We start from the raw sequence: 19,361 nt of genomic DNA on the forward strand, positions 1-19,361 counted from the left end.
GGCGTAGGGGCCCGGGGTCTGGGGGCCCCCCGGGGGGGGGGCGCCGGGGGGGCATCGGCAGGGCGGGCACCGGAACCGAGGGCTTCCCGCTCCGCCTGCACGGCGGGATCCAGATCCAGGCCGGGATAGGTGGGGGCCAGGGGCGGCCAGCCCACCATGGCCTGAATCTGACGGGGACCACCCTGGCGCCACCAGCCCACCAGGCCATCGGGCAGGGCCGTGACCACCAGCAGGAACAGCCCCCCCTGGATGAACAGCCAGGTTTCCGGCAGCTGCTCGCTCACCAGGGATTTGGCGTAGTTGATCAGCACGGCCCCGAGCACCGCCCCGATCAGGGTGCCGCGGCCACCCACCGCCACCCAAATCACCATCTCGATCGAGAAGGGCACCGCCATGTACTGGGGCGACACGATGCCCGATTGCACGGTGTACAGGGCTCCGCTCACGCCAGCCATGGCGCCGGCGATGGCGAACACCAGGGTCTTGTAGGCGGTGGGGTTGTAGCCGGTGAACCGCAGCCGCGGCTCGTCGTCACGGATGGCGATCAGGGCATCGCCAAACCGCCCCCGGGTGAGCCAGCGGCACAGCGCCCAGGCCGCCACCACGAGCAGCAGGGTGAGCCAGAACAGGCTCCGCTGCATGCCATCGCTGCCCACCAACTCGCCAAAAATGCGGGCCGTATCGGTTTTAAGGCCGTTGGTGCCGTTGATCAGTTTCTGCTGGCCGTTGAAGAAGTTGAAAAACACCAGCAGGGCCGCCTGGGTGAGGATCGAGAAGTAGACCCCCTTGATGCGGTTGCGGAAGACGAGATAGCCCAGAACGCCAGCAACCAGCGCCGGCAACACCCAGATGCAGAGGCCCGTGAACAGGGGCGAACTGAACGGCTGCCAGAACGCCGGCAGCGCCTTCACCCCATAGAGCCCGAAAAATTCAGGCAGCTCACCCGGGGCCAGGGCGCTGAGCTGCAGATGCATGCCAACCGCATAGCCGCCCAAGGCGAAGAAAATTCCCTGCCCCAGGCTCAGCATGCCGGTGAACCCCCAGATCAGGTCGATCCCCAGGGCCACGATCCCCAGGGAGAGGAAGCGGCCCAGCAGATTCAGCCGGAAGGGCGGCAGGATCACTGGAAGGATCAGGCCAGCCGCCACCAGCAGTAGCCAGGGCAGCCAGGTGCGCAGTTTCGCCATCACTCAGGCCTCCACCAGGCGGCCCTTCTGCGGAAACAGACCCGCCGGTCTGAACTGCAGGAACACCACGATCAAGGCGAACACGAGCACCTTGGCCATCGACGTGGTGGCAAAGAAGGTGATCAGCTCATGGAGCCCGGCAGGCATGGCGGGCCACACCAACAACAGCGAGCCCGAGCCGATCACGTAGCTGAGCACGCCAATGCCCAGGGCGGCCACCACCGTGCCGAGCAGTTTGCCGACTCCGCCGAGCACCACCACCATGAAACAGTCCACGATGTAATTGCCGCCGAGGTTGGGGCCCACTGAGCCCAGCAGGGTCACCGCCACCCCAGCCACTCCGGCCAGGCCAGAACCCACCAGAAAGGTGAGGGCATCGACGGTTTCGGTCGGGATACCGAGGCAATCACTCATCGAGCGGTTCTGGGTGACGGCGCGGATGCGGATGCCCCAGACGCTCTTCTGCAGGAACCAATGCACCGCCACCAGCGCCACGGCGGTGAGGGCGATGATGAACAGTCGGGCGGTGGGCATGTTGACGGCCCCGAGATCGACCGAGCCGCGCAACCAGAGGGGCGCCGTGACATCGATGTTGCGGGCGCTGAACCAGGGCTGGTCGAGCACCCGCACCCCACCCAAACCAGAGGCCAGGGCAATCCCCACCAGGGCGGACACCACCCAACAGCCCACCCCCACCAGGGGAGTCCAGCGCTTCTGCCCCCAGGCCTGGGGCAACAGCCGCGGCGCCACCAGGCCCAGGGCCACCGCCACCACCAGACCAACCACAAACGCACTGCTCACCGAGCGCACGAACTGCTGCAGGATCAGGCTCACCCCCCAGGTGGCCAGCAGGGTTTCCAGGGGCCGCCCGTAGAGACGGCGAATCACGGTTTTCTCAAGCAGCAATCCGGCCAGGCCACTCACCAGAAAGGCCAGGGGAATCGCCACCAGGATGTAGAGCGGGAACAGCCCTTCCAGCGGGCCATTTTTGAACAGGTTCTGCACCACAAAGGTGGTGTAGGCCCCGAGCATCATCAACTCGCCATGGGCCATGTTGATGACCCCCATCAAACCAAAAACCACGGCCAGGCCAAGGGCGGCAAGCACCAGCACCGAGCCGATGGCAAGGCCATTGAAGAGTGTGTCGTAGAGAAGATCCATGGCGCCCAGAAGGGCTCAGCAAGGGAAAGGTGGGCACAAAGGAAGAGAAAAGGGGGAGCCGAAACTCCCCCACAGATCAAGCTTCAATCCGCAAGCCCGGGGCTCACATCTTGAACTTGCCGGGGTCAGGCACGTCCTTACGGGTCCAGTCACAGGTGTATCCCTTGGTTTCGGGCACGTACTGGTTCCAGGCCACGGGCTTCACGAAGCCCTTGTTCTCGAGGATCTTGAACATGCCGTCCTTCTGCACCTCGCCGATCAGCACCAGCTTCTCCACGTGGTGGTTGGGCTGCACGGTCACCTTGCCTTCGGGAGCATCGAAGCTCACCCCAATCAGGGCCTCGCGCACCTTGTTGTCGTCGACGCTGTTGGCCTTCTCGGCAGCAGCAGCCCACAGGTACACCATCATGTAGGCGGCTTCCGCAGGGTCATTGGTGACCCGGTTGTCGCCGTACTTGGCCTTGAAGTTCTTGGTGAACTCCTTGGAGGCCGGGGTGTCCAGGCTCTGGAAGTAGTTCCAGGCGGCATAGGTGCCTTCGAGATACTCAGGACCAATGGCGGCGATCTCCTCTTCGGCGATCGAGAAGCTCATGATCGAGTAGCCATTCGCCGGCGTGATGCCAGCGGCCTTCATCTGCTTGAAGAAGGCCACATTGCTGTCGCCGTTGAGGGTGTTGACGATCACACCGCCCTTGGGCAGGGCCTGCTTGATCTTGGCGATGATCGGAGCCACCTCGGTGTTGCCCAGGGGCAGGTAGTCCTCGCCCACCACCTTGCCACCGTTGGCCTTGAGCTGCTCCTTCATGATGGTGTTGGCGGTACGCGGATACACGTAATCCGAACCCACCAGGAAGAAGTCCTTGCCCTTGTTCTTCAGCAGCCAGTCCACGGCAGGCTCAGCCTGCTGGTTGGGAGATGCACCGCTGTAGAAGATGTTCTTGGAGCACTCCTGACCCTCGTACTGAATCGGGTAGAAGAGGAAGTGGTCCTTGGCCTCAAACACTGGCAGCATGGCCTTGCGGCTGGCCGAGGTCCAGCCACCAAACACCACGGAAACCTGATCCTGATCGATCAGCTTCTTGGCCTTTTCCGCGAAGGTGGGCCAATCGGAAGCGCCGTCTTCCTCAACGGGAACGATCTTCAGCTTCTTGCCATCGATCGTGACGCCACCTTTGGCGTTGATCTCATCGATGGCCATCAACTCGGCTTCGGCCACCGTGTTCTCGGAGATGGCCATGGTGCCGGAGCGGGAGTGAAGGATCCCCACCTTCACTTCGCCGTCGAAATCGCCGGAGGCCTGCTCACCGCCACCACAGGCCACCAGCGACAGGCTCGCCGCCACCGCCGTGGCACCGGCGACATAACGGAAGGCCGCTTTGCGCATGAGGGAAGGATCCATAAAAACTCCTACGGGAAACCGCTGAATGTGCCGCTGCTAATTAGCGGTGATTGGGAAGGTATCGAGATGAACGTGCCCGCCGTGTAGCCGTTACAACCATTCGCGAAGTCGCCGATCCTGTGCACCAACGCATCCCAACAACTGGGCATCGGTGCAACCACCACCAGCCAAGGGTCTGTAGCCACCGCTACAAAACAACCCCTACATGTCGCCAAGCCAGGCTGAACAGCCTCGCCGGCCTAGCCTGTTGGAAGATGCGTCCGCGTGTGGGGCTGCGCCGACGCCTATTTGCCTCTCAGGCTGCGACCCTCGCCATCGTGTCGGTGGCAGCGTTCGGGGGTTGGGCTTTAAGCGACTGGGTCAGCACAAACGCCGCGGCTGAAAGGCGTCGTGTGCAGCTGGAGTCGGCAACCGTCAGCCAGCTCAGCTTTGAACTGCTCCAGGCCGTACCGCACACGGGTCACTACCTGGTCGACGCGCGGCGCCAGAAGCTGGTGGGTGCGTTGGTGAGTGACATTGAGCAGCTCCGGCGCTTTCGCTTCACCCTCGACAGGAAGCTGACAACCTTGAGCCAGGTTGCCCAAAGCGGTGCACTCCACCGCGAACTCGAAGCGATCCGGCTGCTGACGATCCAGGTGCAACGCAACCTGGAAACCACGGTATCCGCCGTACTCACGGCTCAGAGCCAGGGCCAGCCCTTGCCTCTGGCAACGCTGGAACAGGCCATCCAGGATCCGGCCATCGAAGCGATCCGAGACCACGGCGATGAGCTCAACACCCTTCACCAGGACGCCGAGAAGGAGCTCTCACAGCTGAACACCAATGAGCGTTCCGCCTTCTTGCTGGGGTTGGGCGTGTGGATCGCTGGTCTGCTGGTGGGCTGGGCGGTGGGTCTGGGGTTCGCCTGGCGAACAGGCAACCGAATTCTCCAGCCATTGGTAGAGCTGGAGCACTTGATGCTGAACCCTGATGGAGACGTGGAAGCAGCCCTGCAAAGCCTCACGTTCAGCAAAGCTCCGCAGGAAATCGTCAGCCTCAGCCGGAGCTTCCACCGGCTGGTGACTGAAGCCAAGGCCCTCACCACCCAACTGAAGGCCCTGGCCAGCACCGATGGACTCACGGCGGTGGGCAACCGCCGCCGCTTTGACGAGGTGTTGGACCAGGAGTGGAGGCGCGGGCTGCGCAGCGGGCATCCCTTGAGCCTGCTGCTGTTGGACGTGGACCACTTCAAGGCCTACAACGATCGCTGGGGTCATGTGCAGGGAGACAGCTGTCTCAAGCGCATTGCCGAGGTGATCAGCAGCCAGGTACGCCGCAGCTCCGATCTGGTGTGCCGGATCGGCGGCGAGGAATTTGCGGTGCTCCTGCCCGAAACCGGGCTGGGCGAAGCCCAACGCCTGGCGCAGGAGATCGTGGCGGCCCTCGATGCCGCAAGCCTTGAGCATGGCTCCAGCCCAGTGGCCGACTGGGTCACCGCCAGCATCGGCGTGGCCAGTGCAATTCCGCAACCCGAGCACAGCGAACGGCAGCTCGTTGAACGGGCCGACCGGGCGCTCTACAGCCGCAAGCGCGACCACGGACGCCACGGCGTCACGGCCGCCGATCCAGCGCCTGGCGAATGACCGTGCCATCGACGGGAGGGAGAGGCGCCGTATCCGGCACCAGTCCCAACTGGGCCTGCACATCTCGAACGGTGCGGATGTTGCGGGGCAGGGTCCCCCCGGGGGCCAACAGGGGCTCCTGACCTCCCAACGGCAGGAACACCAAACCCTTGAGCGACTCCCGAAAAGCCTGTTCGGTGACACCCTCCCTACGGGACATCACGGCAATGGCGGAGTCGGGGTTGGCATCCGCGTCCTGATGGGCCGCCTGCCAAACCTGCAACAGGCGCGTGACCGCCGGTCGCTGGGCGGCCAGGAATTCCGGATCCACCACCAGGATGTCGAAGATCTGGCCTGGGATTTCGCGGCTGGTGAACAGGGGGTGCACCTTGCCCGTGGCCACCGCCTGATCGGAGAACGGGGGGAACAGGGCCGCCGCGGCCACCTCCCCCTGGGCGAGTGCCTGGGGCATGGCTTCCAGGGGCATGGGTCGCAACTCCACATCGGCAAGACTGAGCCCGTGGCGGGCCAGGGCCTGGCTCAGCACAAACGGCCCCAGGGTGGAGGGGGTGATGGCCACCGGCCTGGCCCGGAGCTGGGCAATCGAACCCAGAGACCGGTTGACCACCACCTGATCAGCGCCGCGGGACTCATCGAGCACCAGCACCACAACCGGGCAGCGCTTCGGCACCCGGTAACAGAGATCCACCGCCTCCACGGTGGTGAGCTGGGCCACCTTCAGTTCACCGCGCAGATAGGCGTGAACGATGTCTTGGGGATTCGTGTAGGTCTTGAGGTTGAGCGTCAACCCATGACGTTGATCGAGCCCCCGTTCCTTCGCCAGAGGAAAGTATTCATACCCCGGCCAACTGCTCACCGGCACGGTGAGCGTGGATGGGCCTGTGCCGCAACCCAGGGCTCCCAGCAACAACCCTGCCGAACCCAACGAGCCCAGCAGACGTCTGGAGGCAGTCAGAACGGGGGAAGACATCACACCAGCAACCGGCGCTACAGGGGAAGAAGGCTTCCAAGCACTGATACCACAGCAGAACCAGTCACGCCTGTTCAAGAGCTACCAATGGCGGGCAACTGGGCCAGCAGAAACGCCTCCACCGCCTCGAGCCCCTCACCGGTGCGGATGTTGGTGAAACACCAGGGGCGCCCCGGACGCATCCGCTCGGTGTCCCGCTGCATCACCTCCAGGCTGGCTCCCACCATCGGAGCCAGGTCGATCTTGTTGATCACCAGCAGGTCGGAGCGGGTGATGCCAGGCCCGCCCTTGCGCGGGATTTTGTCGCCGGCGGCCACATCGATCACATAGATGCAGAGGTCCACCAACTCCGGGCTGAAACTGGCGGCCAGGTTGTCGCCGCCGCTCTCCACCAGCACCAGATCCAGGTCCGGGAAGGCGGCCTCCAGCTCCGCCACCGCGGCCCGGTTGATCGAGCAGTCTTCGCGGATGGCCGTATGGGGGCAGCCCCCGGTTTCCACGCCGCGGATCCGCTCGGGCGCCAGGGCGCCGGCGCGGGTGAGGAACTGGGCGTCCTCCTGGGTGTAGATGTCGTTGGTCACCACGGCCAGCTGGAGCCGCTCACGCAGGCTGCGGCAGAGGGCCTCCACCAGGGCCGTCTTGCCCGAGCCCACCGGCCCGGCCACGCCCACCCGCAGCTTGCTCATCCCCGGCGCTCAACTGCGAAACAGCCTGGAGTAGAGCTCGGCGTGGCGCAACTGGGCCAGGCCCGACCCCACCCCCCCGCTCCAGAGCTGATCCGGATCGGCACCCACCAGCGCGTTAGCCCGCTCGGCGATCAACGGCGCCAGGGTGAGTTGCAGCCGCTGGGCCTCCGTTGACCCCAGGGGCACCAGCCGCACCGCCGCACTGAGCTGGTTGGCCACCCAGCCGTAGAGGTAAGCCTCCACCAGCTCTGGCGCCGGGATCTCCAGGGCACGGCCCGCCAGGGCAAAGGCCGCCGGCCAGGCCAGATCCAGGGCGGGTGGGGCAAAGCCCAGATCCAGCAGCAGCCGCAGCAGCGATCCCCCCATCTGGCGTTGCTGGGCGCGCACCTCCGGCGCCTCCCGCAGGGCCAACAGCCAGCCATCGCGCTCGCGCAGTTCGGCCTCCTGGGCCACCAGCAACCGGGGCAGGCTGGCCGCCTCCACGGCCAGGGCGCCGCGGCGCAGCTCGGCCTCGAGCCAGGCCGCCACGGCGGGGCCATCGGCCAGCAGGCCCTGCTGCACCAGCACCTCCAACCCCTCCGAATAGCTGAAAGCCCCCACCGGCAGGGCCGGGCTCACCAGCTGAAACAGCCGCAGCCGGCTAGTGGTCATGGTGATGGTGATGGCTGTGGGCAGAGCCATAGGCACCGGATTCGGGCTGGAAGGGGGCCTGGAGTGGCACCACCTGCAAACCCCGATGCTCCAGCAGATGGGCCAGCACCGGATCCTGGAGCAAGCGCAGCTCACCGGAGTGGATTTCCAGGGCGACGTGGCGGTTGCCGAGGTGGTAAGCGGCCTCCAGCAGGGCCAGGGAGTCGCCACTGCGCACCTGAAGCAGGGCCTCCGGCGCCGCCTGCACCTGCACCACGGCCGCCTCCCCGGGCTGCTCCGCCAACCATTCCCCGGGCTCCAGGGCCCGGCCCCGGGGCAGCTGCAGCACCAGCTCCCGACCACAGCGCGTGCGGCAGCGCCCCCGCAGCCGGGTGCGCTCCTCAGCCGTCAGCGACAACACCCAGGCCGGCCCGCCGGCGACAGGGGCCGCCAAGCCACGGCAACACAGCACCAAAGGCTGGGCAGCAGGCTCGGAGCTGGCCATCGCTGGAGGCACCATGGGGATTGCTCAGCATGGCCGGTGCAGGGTTCCGCAGTCATCCCGTTGAACGACATCCCCGGCCGCTGGCACGCCCAGGCCTCGCTGCGTTTCCACATCCCTGACCGGGGCCCTGGGACGCCGGCGGGCACGGTTTACCAGGGCAGCGCCACGGCACCGCTGAAGCTGCAACGGGCCAGCCAGCACTCCGATGGCCGCTGCGAACTGCCCCTGCTCCACACCGCCGGCGGGCTCGTGGGGGGCGACCAGCTCACGGTGCGCGCCAGCCTGGAGGCCGGCAGCCGGGCCCTGCTCACCAGCGTCGCGGCCCAGAAGGTGTACGGCACGGTGGGGCGCTCCCGACTGGCACCGGAGGGGCAGTGGGCTCGCCAGAGCCTGCACTTCAGCCTGGCGTCCCAGAGCAACCTGGAATGGCTGCCCCAGGAGGTGGTGCTGTTTGCCGATGGCCTGCTGGAGCAGAGCGTGGAGGTGGAGCTCGCGGCCGGGGCCAGCTGGCTGGGCATGGACGTGGTGCGGCTGGGCCGCAGTGCTGCGGGCGAAACCCTGGGGCGGGGCTGCTGGCGCTCCCGGCTGCGCATCCGTCGACTGGGCCCGGGAATCCCCCGCTGGGAGTTGGTGGACCCCCTGGAAATCAGCGCCGCCAACCTGGCAACCGAACACGGCATGGCCGGCGAAGCGGTGCTGGGCACCCTGGTGTGGGCCGCGCCGGCCCCCCTGGCGGGGGAGGCCCTGGCGGAGCTGCTGGCCGATGGCCGCCGTGATCGCCAGGGCCTGGAGGGCACGATGGGGTGCGGCGCCCTGGAGCAGGGTCTGATCGCCCGCTACCGGGGGCCTTCCAGCCAGGCGGCACGCTTCTGGTTCACCCGGCTGTGGGCCCGGATCCGGGCCGTCCAGGGGCTGCCGCCGCCGGCCCTGCCCCGGGTGTGGCCCTTTCAGGAACAGCCCCTGGACGGGGTGGTTCAGGCTGAACCCTGAATCGAGCGGGGCCACTGCCAGAGTTGGGCCATGCATCTCACCCCCCAGGAAAAGGACAAGCTGCTGATCGTCACCGCCGCCCTGCTGGCGGAGCGGCGCCTCAACCGGGGCGTCAAGCTCAATCACCCCGAGGCCGTGGCCTGGCTGAGCTTTCTGGTGATCGAAGGCGCCCGCGATGGCAAAACCGTGGCCGAGCTGATGGGCGAAGGCAGCACCTGGCTCAGCCGCGACCAAGTGATGGAGGGGGTGCCGGAACTGGTGCAGGAGGTGCAGATCGAGGCGGTGTTCCCCGATGGCACCAAGCTCGTCACCCTCCACGACCCGATCCGCTGAACGCCCTGCCATGGCCCCCCTGATCCCCGGCGAACTGATCCCCGAACCCGGCGAGCTGGAGCTCAATGCGGGCCGGCCCGTCACCACCCTGCTGGTGGCCAACACGGGCGATCGGCCCGTGCAGGTGGGCTCCCACTTCCACTTCTTCGAGGCCAACGGCGCCCTCCAGTTCGAGCGGGAGGCGGCCCGGGGCCTGCGGCTCGACATCCCCGCCGGCACGGCGATCCGCTTCGAGCCCGGCGACAGCCGCAGCGTGAACCTGGTGCCCTTCGCCGGAGCCCGGCGGGTGTTCGGTTTCAACGGCCTGGTCAACGGCCCCCTGGATTGACGCGACCCCCGCACCCCCAGCCCCATGCCCTACCGCATCTCCCGCCGCGCCTACGCCGAGACCTACGGCCCCACCACCGGCGACCGGCTGCGACTGGCCGACACGGACTTGATCCTGGAGGTGGAGCGCGACTTCACCAGCTACGGCGATGAGGTGAAGTTCGGCGGCGGCAAGGTGATCCGCGATGGCATGGGCCAGGCCCAGACCCCCCGCGCCGAGGGCGCCGTGGACACGGTGATCACCAATGCCCTGATCCTGGATTGGTGGGGGATCGTGAAGGCGGATATCGGCCTCCGCGATGGCCGCATCTGTGCCATCGGCAAGGCGGGCAACCCCGACACCCAGGCCGGCGTCGACATCGTGGTGGGCCCGGGCACCGAGGCCATCGCCGGGGAGGGCCACATCGTGACCGCCGGTGCCATCGACACCCACATCCACTTCATCTGCCCCCAGCAGATCGAAACGGCCCTGGCCAGTGGCGTCACCACCCTGCTGGGGGGCGGCACTGGCCCGGCCACCGGCACCAATGCCACCACCTGCACCCCCGGCGCCTTCCACCTGGCCCGCATGCTCCAGGCCGCCGAAGGCCTGCCGGTGAATCTGGGTTTCTACGCCAAGGGCAACGCCAGCACCCCTGAGGCGATCGAGGAGCAGATCCGTGCCGGCGCCTGCGGCCTCAAGCTCCACGAAGACTGGGGCACCACCCCCGCCGCCATCGACTGCTGCCTCACGGTGGCGGATCGCTTCGACGTGCAGGTGTGCATCCACTCCGACACCCTCAACGAGGCGGGCTTCGTGGAGGACACGATCCGCGCCATCGGCGGCCGCACCATCCACACCTTCCACACCGAGGGGGCAGGCGGCGGCCACGCCCCCGACATCATCAAGATCTGCGGCGAGACCAACGTGCTGCCCAGCAGCACCAACCCCACCCGCCCCTACACCCGCAACACGCTCGAGGAACACCTCGACATGCTGATGGTGTGCCACCACCTGGATCCGCGCATCCCGGAAGACGTGGCCTTTGCCGAATCGCGCATCCGCCGCGAAACCATCGCCGCCGAGGACATCCTCCACGACATCGGCGCCTTCTCCATCATCGCCAGCGATTCCCAGGCCATGGGCCGGGTGGGCGAGGTGATCATCCGCACCTTCCAGACCGCCCACAAGATGAAGGTGCAGCGCGGTGCCCTGCCAGAAGACAGCAGCCGCAACGACAACACCCGCCTGAAGCGCTACATCGCCAAGGTGACCATCAATCCCGCCATCGCCCATGGCCTGGACAGCCAGGTGGGCTCGGTGGAGGTGGGCAAGCTGGCCGATCTGGTGGTGTGGAAGCCGGGCTTCTTCGGCGTCAAGCCGGAGCTGGTGATCAAGGGCGGCTCGATCGTGTGGGCCCAGATGGGCGATGCCAACGCCTCGATCCCCACCCCCGGGCCGGTGCACGGCCGGCCGATGTTTGCGGCCTACGGAGCGGCCCTGGCCCCCAGCTGCCTCACCTTCATCAGCCAGGCGGCCCTCGATGCCGACCTGCCCCGCCAGCTGGGGCTGAGGCGAGCCTGCGTGCCCGTGGTGAACACCCGCAGCATCGGCAAGGCCCAGATGCGCAACAACGCGGCCCTCCCCAAGGTGGAGGTAGACCCCCAGACCTACGAGGTGTTTGCCGACGGCGAACTGCTTACGTGCGAACCGGCCGAGGTGCTGCCCATGGCCCAGCGCTACTTCCTGCTGTAAAGCCTGCTCTAGGTCTTGGGCTCTTCGTTGGGATTGCGCAGCCGGGTACGGCGCTCCGGCAGGAGCTCGGGGAGATCACGGAGCGGATCGGCAAACCCGAGGCCCATCGTGGTGACAGTGCCGGAGCGCACAAACCAGCGCACCAGCCCAGGCACCCGGTGCAGATCGCTGGTGCGATGGGCCTTGAAGTCCACCAGCACGCTCTGGCCCACCTCAATGGTGTGGCTCTCGGTGATCAACAAGCAGAGGCCCCCCAGGCTGATGTCGAGGATGTCGGCATAGAACCATTCGGTGCGAGGAGCGCCGTCCGGCTGCAACAGCTGGATCGGCACCGGCCTGCAGGGCGGGGCCACCAGCCGTTCGTGGCGCCGTTGGCCCTCCGGAGGGCCAAGGGTCTCCAGGTCTTGGGCCGAGGTGAGGATCGTTTCCGCCTCAAACAGCCCGAGCTCGGCCCCATAGGGATCGACCCAGGTGCTCCCCTGTTGCCTGGGCACATCACCCGAAAGATTAGGGAGATGGCTGGGCATCCAGGAGCGCCGCAGATTGCCGCAATCCAAACTTAAGCGCGAAAACCAGGGCCTGCCAAGACTTCGAGCTGCTCTTCCGTATCAACCCACACCGGCGAGGGGCACCCCTGGTGGACATGATCCAGCCAGCGCAGCGGTGGAACATGTTTACCGAGTACCGCCCCAATCGGGGCTACGACGAGTACTTCAGCGCGGTGGATGTGCCCCGCACAGCCCTGCGCCCCCTGCTCTCGTCCCTGGGCCACCTGGGCCTCGATGAACTCAACCGCAACCACGCGGCTGCCGGCGTGTTACTCCGGCGACTGGGGGCCACCTTCCGCCTCAACGGCTCCGGCAGCCAGGGAGGCGAACGGATCCTGCCCTTCGATCCCCTGCCCCGGCTGATCAGCAGCGGGGACTGGCAACGGCTGGAGGACGGTCTGTTTCAGCGGCTGGAAGCGATTGATCTCTTCCTCGCCGACGTCTACGGCCCCCAGCGGATCCTGAACGACGGGGTGATCCCCCGCGAAGACGTGGAAAGCTCCCAGGGCTGGCGCCCCCAGCTACAGGGCTTCGAACCGCCGCTGGGTCGCTGGTGCCACATCTCCGGCCTCGACCTGGTGCGCGACGGCCAGGGCACCTGGCGGGTGCTGGAGGACAACCTGCGCTGCCCCTCAGGGGTGGCCTACTTCCTCGAAAACCGCCGGGTGATGAAGCGCATGTTCCCGAGCCTGTTCTCGGGGCGCACGGTGCAGCCGATCGACGACTACCCCTCCCACCTGCTGCAGACCCTGCGGGAGCTGGCCCCCTGGACCGACACCCCGAAGGTGGTGCTGCTCACCCCCGGGGTGTTCAACAGCGCCTATTTCGAGCACAGCTACCTGGCCCAGCAGATGGGCATCCAGCTGGTGGAGGGCCGCGATCTGGTGTGCCAGGACGACCGGGTGTGGATGCGCAGCACCGCCGGCCTGGAGCCCGTGGATGTGATCTATCGGCGCATCGACGACGACTTCCTCGATCCAGCCGTGTTCCGCAGCGATTCCATGCTGGGGGTGCGGGGCCTGATGGCGGCCTACCGGGCCGGCCGGGTGGCGATCGCCAACGCCCCCGGCACCGGTGTGGCCGACGACAAGTTGATCTACGCCTATGTGCCGGACATGATCCGCTACTACCTGGGCGAAGAGCCGATCATCGAAAACGTGCCCACCTACCTGTGCGCTCGGCCCGATGACCAGGCCTACGTGCTGGCCCACCTGGGTGAGCTGGTGGTGAAGGCGGTGGCGGAAGCCGGCGGCTACGGGATGTTGATCGGCCCCCACGCCAGCCGTGAGGAGATCGCCGAGTTTGCCGCCAAGATCCAGGCCGATCCGCGCAACTACATCGCCCAGCCCACCCTGGAACTCTCCACCGTGCCCTCCCTGAGCGAGGGCGAGCTGTTCCCCTGCCACGTGGACCTGCGCCCCTACGTGCTGCGCGGCAAGGGGGCCTGGGTGAGCCCGGGCGGCCTCACCCGGGTGGCCCTGCGCCGCGGCTCCCTGGTGGTGAACTCCTCCCAGGGCGGCGGCTGCAAGGACACCTGGATCGTGAGTGAAACCGAGGAGACCGGCGCCGCACGGCAGGAGGTTCCATGCTGAGCCGTGTTGCCGATTCGCTCTACTGGATCAACCGCTACGTGGAGCGGGCCGAGAACATCTCGCGCTTCGTGGAGGTGAGCGAGGCCATGGCCCTCGACTGCCCCCCGGGCAGCGCCGAGCCCTGGCTGCCCCTGATCGACGCCAGCGGCGATCGGGAACTGTTCGATCGCCTCTATCCAGACGGTGGCCCCGAACAAGTGGTGGAGTTTCTGGTGCGGGCCGAAGCCAATCCCAACAGCGTGGTGAACTGCATCGCCATCGCCCGGGAAAACGCCCGCCAGATCCGCGAGGTGATCACCACAGAGATGTGGGAGCAGCTCAACGACATCTATTGGACCCTGCTCGACAACGAGGGCTTTTGGCGGCAGCCACCCCAGGAGCAGCTTCGGGACATCCGCCGGGCCTGCCAGCTGTTCTATGGCATCACCGATGCCACCCTCAGCCGCGACCTCTCCTGGCAGTTCAGCCGCCTGGGCCGGGTGCTGGAACGGGCGGAAAAAACCACCCGCATCCTGGATGTGAAGTACTTCCTGCTGCTGCCCTCCCCGGACGAGGTGGGCGGCGTGCTGGATGAACTGCAGTGGATTTCCCTGCTGCGCAGCGCCGGGGCCTACCAGATGTTCCGTCAGTCACGCCAGCAGGCGATCGAACCCAAAGCCGTGGCCTCCTTCCTGCTACTCGACCCGATCTTTCCGCGGTCGGTGCGCTACTGCCTGGAGCGCATCCACGAAACCCTGCGCATCGTGCGGGGCCAGGCGGTGCCGGGAGCTCCCGATGATCTCGAATGCCTCAGTGGGCTCACCCTGGCCCGCTGGAGCTACACCCGCATCGACGAGCTGATCGCCGGAGGATTACACGAATCGATTGACGACCTGCAAAGCGACCTCAACCGGCTCCATGATCTGATCGAGCAGCGCTACTTCATCGCCGAGCCCGCATGCGTGCCCGCGTAATCCACACCTTCACCTACCGGTACAGCGCCCCCGTGTTGCTGGGGCCCCACCGCTTCTGCCTGAAGCCCCGGGGCCACGGATTCCAGCGCCTGCTGGACTTCCAGCTGGCGATCACGCCGGAACCGGGCCGGCTGTACCCCCTGGTAGCCGCCAGTGGCGATGAGATCCTCCGCGCCCGCTTCAGTGGTGCCACGGATGCCTTTCTGGTGCGGGCCAGCAGCCTGGTGGAAACGGAGACCGCCCCCCTGCTGCGGGCCTGCCTGGAGGACAACGAACCCCTGCTCCCCTATCCGGTGGGTCACCTCAACGGCGACCTGGCCGGCAGCCTGGAGGGCTGGCTGCCCAATGGCCAACACGACCCCGCCGCCGTGGACATGGCCCAGGAAGCGCTGATGGGCAGCGACCAACGGGCCCTGATGTTCCTGCAGCAGCTGGTGGAAATGATCCAGGACCGGGTGAAGTACACCCAGCGCCACGTGGGCCCCGCCTGGCCCGCCGGCCGCACCCTCAAGGAGCGGGTGGGCTCCTGCCGCGACCTGGCCATGCTGATGGTGGAGGCCTGCCGCTGCGTGGGGCTACCGGCCCGCTTCGTGAGCGGCTACCACCTGGTGGAACCCAAGCCCGAGCGCTACGACCTGCACGCCTGGGCGGAGGTGTATCTGCCCGGGGCGGGCTGGCGGGGCTTCGACCCCAGCGGCATGGGGGTGGTGGACGATCGCTACATCACCCTGGCCACCTCCTCGAAGCCGGAACTCACCGCCGCGATCACGGGCAGCTTCTCAGGGCCCAGCGGTGTGGAGAGCGCCTTGGACTGGAGCATTGAGGCCGACATCCAGGAGCCGGCCGTGGTGCTTGATCCCGTCTGAACCGGAGGCTCAGCCCATCCGCACGGTCCAGCCGTCTTCAGCTGGACCCTTTCCTGGGGACTCCAGCTCCAGGCACACCACCTGGTGGCGGCCCCGGTCCTTGGCCACATAGAGGGCAGCATCGGCGGCCCCCATCAGGGCCTCCAGGTTGTAGCCGCTGGCCCCAGCCGTGGAGGCCACACCCACCGACAACTCGATCTCCACTACCCCTCCCTCCACCTTGCGCAGGGGGGTCACCTGCAGCTGCTGGCGGGTGCGCTCCAGCATCTGAACGGCCTTAGCGCTGGGGTTCTGGAGAAGAATGATGAACTCATCGCCCCCCAGGCGGCCCACCAGGTCGTTGCTGCGGCCCACCCCAGCGAGAAACTGGGACACGTGGCGGATCACCTGATCGCCCACCTCATGGCCGTTCTGGTCGTTGATGGTCTTGAAGTGGTCCACATCCACCACCGCCAGCGAGCAAGGCACCCCAACCCGCTCGGCCTTCGCCAACACTTCCCGGGCCGTTTCCAGAAAGGTGCGGCGGTTGAAGATGCCCGAGAGCGCATCAATCTGGGCCAGGTTGAGCAGCTCCGGCAAGAGCTTGCGCCGCACCAGCAGCAGCAGGCCCAGACACCCAAAAATCAGGGGCAAGGTGCCGGCCGCGAACACCAGCAACACGAAGTTGAGGGCCTGGTCGCGCTGGGGCCGCAGATCGATGACGGTGATCAGGGTGGCGCGGTCCCCAAAACGGCCCAACCCCTCCAAAGCCAATGGAAACTGACGCATCGTGACCAGGGCATCCCCCCCTAGCCAGGGCAAGGGGCCCAGAAAGACACGCCTGTCTTGGTTGAGGCAGGCCACCACCCCGGCTTGAGCGGGGCAATCCGCAAAGATCGCCTTGAGGGGCTGCTCAGCCGGCAACTGCAGCACGTGCTGCAGGGGCATGCTCACCAAGGCACTATCGGAGGCCGCCAGCACCACCCCCCGTCGATCCACCACCAGCGCACTCTCAAGAGCCTGGTTCGACGCCGCCCGCTGCAGCTGACGATGCAAATCATGCAGCGGCCGATAACTGGTCATCCCCTCACTCAGGGACCGTTCCAGGTTGGTCGCATTGCGTAGCTGTTCGTTGGCGTTGGTGGAGAGCACCAGGGCCCCGGCCAGGAGCGCCATCAGGGCTGAGCCCGTGGCACCTGTGAAGGCCACCAGCAACCAGAGTTGCTTGTTGACCCGGCCCTTCAGCAGGGACTCTTCAGCCAACGGGCCCCAGGCACAGGCTGGATTCCAGCAACAAAGGTTGAGACAAGAGGATCATCAGCTCAGGGATGAAAAGCAATCGGCGTGGGACCAGCGCAATGGCCAAAAGAAGGGTGATATTGGCTAGTGCACTCGAAAAAGATGAAGGAAATCTAGAGGGTCCACAAAAGCCAGTTCGGCCGATGCGTCAACTCTTAGGAAATCGCCATCACAGCCCCTCAGGGCTGAACCAGAAAGGCAGGACTGGGCTTGGGGAGGGGCTCCTCAGGCTGAATCCGGCGGGCGGCAACCATGTGCGCAGCCATGCGAGACACCACCTGGGACACCGCTCCGTTCGGGCCCAGCAGGCGCTGCTGGTCGTCAGGGCCCGGATACTGAATCCGGCGCTCCGACTCCAGAAAGGCGGCCAGGCTCACCTGCTCTCGTTGGGCCATCAGCGTCTGGGACGCCACCGGCTCGGCCTGAACCAAGGCACGGGACGCCCACCAGGTGCGCACCAAATTCCGCAGCTGGTCGGGATGGCGCTGGGCAAAGGCAGGATTCACCGCCAACACATCGAGCACCTCCCCGGGAATTTGGAGGGAACTGAACAGCACCCGATAGCGCGGATCGGCCCGCAACGGGTTGGCATGGGGGGGATAGGTCACCACCGCGGCCAGATCCCCCCGCTTGAAGGCCGCCACCAGGCCCTGGGGGCCTTCATGAACGAGGCGCACCTGATCCAGGCCAAGCCGCTCGGTTTCCAGCGCCCGAAGCAGGAGGTATTCACTCAAAACAGCACGCTCCAGACCCACCCGTTGACCCACCAACTCGCGCACGTTGGTGATCTCCTGCCGACTCACCAGCACATCAGCTCCAGCTGATTGATCCAGCACCAGGATCAACTGGGGGCAACGACTGGGGGTCTCCTGGCAGATAGCGATCGCATCGGGAATCGTGGTGGCAATGACCTCCACATCACCACGTCCGTAGGCAGCACGCTGATCATCCAGGGAGCTGTACTGCTGCACCCGCAGATCCAGGCCGAAGCGCGGGCCCAGACGCCGCTGCTCCGCCAGGTAAAACGACTCATAACCCGGCCAGCTGGTGATGGCGACCGATACGCGGGGGGCCTGCCGCAGCAAACGCCAAGCCCCCACCCCTGCCGCCACGAGGACCAAACCCGCCAACCAGGCCAGACCTTGCTTTCGAGGGGGCCAGCGCCAGCGAGTCACCGCCCTGCCTCCTGCACCACTCGGGCGTTCACCTGCGGCAGGGGGGCATCGGGGCGCACCAGCTTCAGCTGTTGCTGAACCTGCTGGACGGCCTTGAGGTTGCGTTCCATCAGCCCACCAGGAGCCAACAAGGCCCTTTGCTCTACCAGGGAAAAGTAAACCAATCCCCGTTCAGCCGCTTGAAATTCTTCCACGCTCACATTCTGGCGCCGCGCCATCAGTGCCGCGGCCTCACGGGAATGAAGTTGGGCGTAACGATGGGCATCCTGCCAGGTTTTGAGCAACTTTGTCATCTCAGCAAAGTGCTGCTTGAGATAGGCAGGATCGACCACAAGCACGTCAAAAATTTCACCTGGAGTCTGACGGCTGTCAAAGAGCACTCTGGAGTGTCCAGCCCGGAGCGCAGCGTCGCTGAAAGGCGGGAAAAATGCCACCGCGTCCACATGGCCCTTGGCGAGGGCCTCGGGCATCTCCGCCAGACGCATATTCCGAATCACCACCTGATCCAACGTCAGCCCGGAGCGCTGCAACGCCCGGCTCACAAAATAAGGACCAAGCGTGGAGAAGGTCATGCCGATGGTCTTACCCGCCAAGGCTTTGACAGACCCCACGTCTCGACGGGCCGCGAGGAGATCGGCCCCCCGGGACTCATCCAGAATCAGCACCACCTCCGGACACCGCTCGGGAGCCCGTCCACAGATGTCCACCAGTTCGACGGTGGTGAGCTGGGCGATCGGGATCTCACCACGCAGATAGGCGTGCACGATCTCCTGGGGATCGGAAAACTGGGCTGTGGTGAGCTTCAGGTTGTGGCGCGCCGCCAGTCCCTTCTGCTGGGCTAGAAAAAAATACTCATAGCCCGGCCAACTCGAGACGGGCACGCTCACCTCAAGGGGCCTCGGCATGCAGCCCGACAGGCTCAGCAGTCCCATGGCCAGCCAGGCCCCAACCTGGCGATGGCGCAGGAATCGCCAATGAAGCGAGATCAGGGTCATCAAGATTGCGAGTCGTCAGGGTAGTTGCACTGCACACAGCGGCAGCCAGCCAACCAAGCATGGTCCCGAAAACTTCATAGTTGGGTCAACGCCAGCGCCCTACCCCTACCTTGCGGCCATGGTCCCGATCCCATCGCCCTCCGCGGCCCCACCCTCCCGCCAGCAGGCCCTTGTACTGGCCCTGTTCACGGGAGTGGCGGTGCTGCTCAACTTCCAGCCCCTGCCGCTCTTCTACGGCATTCAGGTGCTGCTGGGCTCCACCTTGCCAATCCTGGCGCTGCTGCTCTGGCGAACGGGTTGGTGCATCCCAATGGGGTGCATCGCCAGCCTGGTGACCTGGAAGCTCTGGGGCCATCCCTGGGCGGTGGTGATCTTCACCGCCGAACTGGCCTGGCTCACCCTGGGATTG

General features: G+C 66.2%; 20 protein-coding genes. 9 read left to right on the forward strand and 11 right to left on the reverse strand.

Translation table 11 applies throughout. The features are described from left to right. The 3 genes from urtC to urtA all read right to left on the reverse strand — a co-directional run. The coding region (urtC, locus tag KBY71_RS11280) for an urea ABC transporter permease subunit UrtC (protein ID WP_254929003.1) at positions 1-1,187 on the reverse strand (1,187 nt) is incomplete at its 3' end. Positions 1,188-1,190: 3 nt separating this feature from the next. Next, on the reverse strand, positions 1,191-2,348 hold the full coding sequence (locus KBY71_RS11285) for an urea ABC transporter permease subunit UrtB (RefSeq protein WP_254929004.1): 1,158 nt from the start codon (positions 2,346-2,348) through the stop codon (positions 1,191-1,193). 103 nt (positions 2,349-2,451) lie between these two features. Beyond that, positions 2,452-3,747 carry an urea ABC transporter substrate-binding protein gene (urtA, locus tag KBY71_RS11290; protein WP_396095351.1) on the reverse strand — a complete coding sequence of 432 codons (1,296 nt, stop codon included), beginning with the start codon at positions 3,745-3,747 and terminating at the stop codon, positions 2,452-2,454. Positions 3,748-4,001: 254 nt separating this feature from the next. On the opposite strand from urtA, the gene KBY71_RS11295 reads away from it, so the two are divergent. Beyond that, positions 4,002-5,369: a sensor domain-containing diguanylate cyclase gene (locus tag KBY71_RS11295; protein WP_254929005.1), complete on the forward strand. Its 1,368-nt coding sequence runs from the start codon at positions 4,002-4,004 to the stop codon at positions 5,367-5,369. On the opposite strand, the gene KBY71_RS11300 is transcribed toward KBY71_RS11295, so the two are convergent. The 4 genes from KBY71_RS11300 to ureE all read right to left on the reverse strand — a co-directional run bounded on the left by KBY71_RS11300 (position 5,338) and on the right by ureE (position 8,175). Continuing rightward, positions 5,338-6,339, reverse strand: coding sequence for an ABC transporter substrate-binding protein (locus KBY71_RS11300; RefSeq protein WP_254929006.1), 1,002 nt, complete (start codon positions 6,337-6,339; stop codon positions 5,338-5,340). The genes KBY71_RS11295 and KBY71_RS11300 overlap by 32 nt on opposite strands. Positions 6,340-6,413: 74 nt before the next feature. Further along, complete coding sequence (ureG, locus tag KBY71_RS11305; RefSeq protein WP_254929007.1) at positions 6,414-7,025, reverse strand: urease accessory protein UreG; 612 nt, start codon at positions 7,023-7,025, stop codon at positions 6,414-6,416. A 9-nt stretch (positions 7,026-7,034) separates the two neighbouring features. Then, a complete protein-coding gene (locus KBY71_RS11310; RefSeq protein ID WP_254929021.1) occupies positions 7,035-7,676 on the reverse strand; it encodes an urease accessory protein UreF in 642 nt (213 codons plus the stop codon). Next, positions 7,666-8,175, reverse strand: a complete 510-nt coding sequence (ureE, locus tag KBY71_RS11315) for an urease accessory protein UreE (protein WP_254929008.1) — start codon at positions 8,173-8,175, stop codon at positions 7,666-7,668. The genes KBY71_RS11310 and ureE overlap by 11 nt, the downstream gene beginning before the upstream one ends. Positions 8,176-8,220: 45 nt before the next feature. On the opposite strand from ureE, the gene KBY71_RS11320 reads away from it, so the two are divergent. From KBY71_RS11320 to ureC, 4 genes are read left to right on the forward strand one after another with little or no spacing between them, the layout of a single operon-like run. Then, positions 8,221-9,150, forward strand: a complete 930-nt coding sequence (locus KBY71_RS11320) for an urease accessory protein UreD (RefSeq protein WP_396095354.1) — start codon at positions 8,221-8,223, stop codon at positions 9,148-9,150. Positions 9,151-9,180: 30 nt separating this feature from the next. Further along, entirely contained in the window at positions 9,181-9,483 is a 303-nt protein-coding gene (locus KBY71_RS11325; protein ID WP_254929009.1) for an urease subunit gamma, read from the forward strand. Positions 9,484-9,493: 10 nt separating this feature from the next. Then, positions 9,494-9,811 (forward strand): urease subunit beta, encoded by a 318-nt coding sequence (locus KBY71_RS11330; RefSeq protein ID WP_254929010.1) that lies wholly within the window; start codon positions 9,494-9,496, stop codon positions 9,809-9,811. Between the two features lie 24 nt (positions 9,812-9,835). Then, positions 9,836-11,545, forward strand: a complete 1,710-nt coding sequence (gene ureC, locus KBY71_RS11335; RefSeq protein ID WP_254929011.1) for an urease subunit alpha — start codon at positions 9,836-9,838, stop codon at positions 11,543-11,545. An 8-nt stretch (positions 11,546-11,553) separates the two neighbouring features. Here ureC and KBY71_RS11340 read toward each other — a convergent pair whose 3' ends face one another. Then, positions 11,554-12,072, reverse strand: coding sequence for a PilZ domain-containing protein (locus KBY71_RS11340; protein WP_254929012.1), 519 nt, complete (start codon positions 12,070-12,072; stop codon positions 11,554-11,556). A 143-nt stretch (positions 12,073-12,215) separates the two neighbouring features. On the opposite strand from KBY71_RS11340, the gene KBY71_RS11345 reads away from it, so the two are divergent. Genes KBY71_RS11345 through KBY71_RS11355 form a run of 3 tightly spaced genes read left to right on the forward strand, consistent with a single transcriptional unit; the run spans position 12,216 to position 15,504 of the window. Then, positions 12,216-13,685, forward strand: coding sequence for a circularly permuted type 2 ATP-grasp protein (locus tag KBY71_RS11345; RefSeq protein WP_254929013.1), 1,470 nt, complete (start codon positions 12,216-12,218; stop codon positions 13,683-13,685). Beyond that, positions 13,679-14,638: an alpha-E domain-containing protein gene (locus KBY71_RS11350; RefSeq protein WP_254929014.1), complete on the forward strand. Its 960-nt coding sequence runs from the start codon at positions 13,679-13,681 to the stop codon at positions 14,636-14,638. The genes KBY71_RS11345 and KBY71_RS11350 overlap by 7 nt, the downstream gene beginning before the upstream one ends. Continuing rightward, positions 14,623-15,504 (forward strand): transglutaminase family protein, encoded by an 882-nt coding sequence (locus KBY71_RS11355; protein WP_254929015.1) that lies wholly within the window; start codon positions 14,623-14,625, stop codon positions 15,502-15,504. The genes KBY71_RS11350 and KBY71_RS11355 overlap by 16 nt, the downstream gene beginning before the upstream one ends. A gap of 9 nt (positions 15,505-15,513) precedes the next feature. Here the strand turns inward: KBY71_RS11355 and KBY71_RS11360 are convergent, their stop codons facing one another. The 3 genes from KBY71_RS11360 to KBY71_RS11370 form a co-directional block, all read right to left on the reverse strand. Continuing rightward, positions 15,514-16,746 (reverse strand): diguanylate cyclase, encoded by a 1,233-nt coding sequence (locus tag KBY71_RS11360; protein ID WP_254929016.1) that lies wholly within the window; start codon positions 16,744-16,746, stop codon positions 15,514-15,516. Positions 16,747-16,961: 215 nt separating this feature from the next. Further along, on the reverse strand, positions 16,962-17,912 hold the full coding sequence (locus KBY71_RS11365) for an ABC transporter substrate-binding protein (RefSeq protein WP_254929017.1): 951 nt from the start codon (positions 17,910-17,912) through the stop codon (positions 16,962-16,964). A 41-nt stretch (positions 17,913-17,953) separates the two neighbouring features. Then, positions 17,954-18,952 (reverse strand): ABC transporter substrate-binding protein, encoded by a 999-nt coding sequence (locus KBY71_RS11370; protein ID WP_254929018.1) that lies wholly within the window; start codon positions 18,950-18,952, stop codon positions 17,954-17,956. A 118-nt stretch (positions 18,953-19,070) separates the two neighbouring features. Here KBY71_RS11370 and KBY71_RS11375 point away from each other — a divergent pair. Beyond that, positions 19,071-19,361, forward strand: a 291-nt coding sequence (locus tag KBY71_RS11375; protein ID WP_254929019.1) for a hypothetical protein, incomplete at its 3' end; no start/stop codon positions are given.

This window comes from Cyanobium sp. T1B-Tous, from assembly GCF_024345475.1.
Lineage (GTDB): Bacteria > Cyanobacteriota > Cyanobacteriia > PCC-6307 > Cyanobiaceae > Cyanobium_A.

What these genes read in the sequence shown, in the direction of transcription:
- KBY71_RS11370 (WP_254929018.1), bottom strand. Translation starts at nt 18,952, where the DNA reads ATGACCCTGATCTCGCTTCATTGGCGATTCCTGCGCCATCGCCAGGTT.
- urtA (WP_396095351.1), bottom strand. Translation starts at nt 3,747, where the DNA reads ATGGATCCTTCCCTCATGCGCAAAGCGGCCTTCCGTTATGTCGCCGGT.
- KBY71_RS11325 (WP_254929009.1), top strand. Translation starts at nt 9,181, where the DNA reads ATGCATCTCACCCCCCAGGAAAAGGACAAGCTGCTGATCGTCACCGCC.
- KBY71_RS11350 (WP_254929014.1), top strand. Translation starts at nt 13,679, where the DNA reads ATGCTGAGCCGTGTTGCCGATTCGCTCTACTGGATCAACCGCTACGTG.
- KBY71_RS11300 (WP_254929006.1), bottom strand. Translation starts at nt 6,339, where the DNA reads ATGTCTTCCCCCGTTCTGACTGCCTCCAGACGTCTGCTGGGCTCGTTG.
- ureE (WP_254929008.1), bottom strand. Translation starts at nt 8,175, where the DNA reads ATGGTGCCTCCAGCGATGGCCAGCTCCGAGCCTGCTGCCCAGCCTTTG.
- KBY71_RS11295 (WP_254929005.1), top strand. Translation starts at nt 4,002, where the DNA reads ATGCGTCCGCGTGTGGGGCTGCGCCGACGCCTATTTGCCTCTCAGGCT.
- KBY71_RS11330 (WP_254929010.1), top strand. Translation starts at nt 9,494, where the DNA reads ATGGCCCCCCTGATCCCCGGCGAACTGATCCCCGAACCCGGCGAGCTG.
- KBY71_RS11340 (WP_254929012.1), bottom strand. Translation starts at nt 12,072, where the DNA reads ATGCCCAGCCATCTCCCTAATCTTTCGGGTGATGTGCCCAGGCAACAG.
- KBY71_RS11310 (WP_254929021.1), bottom strand. Translation starts at nt 7,676, where the DNA reads ATGACCACTAGCCGGCTGCGGCTGTTTCAGCTGGTGAGCCCGGCCCTG.
- KBY71_RS11345 (WP_254929013.1), top strand. Translation starts at nt 12,216, where the DNA reads ATGTTTACCGAGTACCGCCCCAATCGGGGCTACGACGAGTACTTCAGC.
- ureG (WP_254929007.1), bottom strand. Translation starts at nt 7,025, where the DNA reads ATGAGCAAGCTGCGGGTGGGCGTGGCCGGGCCGGTGGGCTCGGGCAAG.
- KBY71_RS11355 (WP_254929015.1), top strand. Translation starts at nt 14,623, where the DNA reads ATGCGTGCCCGCGTAATCCACACCTTCACCTACCGGTACAGCGCCCCC.
- KBY71_RS11285 (WP_254929004.1), bottom strand. Translation starts at nt 2,348, where the DNA reads ATGGATCTTCTCTACGACACACTCTTCAATGGCCTTGCCATCGGCTCG.
- ureC (WP_254929011.1), top strand. Translation starts at nt 9,836, where the DNA reads ATGCCCTACCGCATCTCCCGCCGCGCCTACGCCGAGACCTACGGCCCC.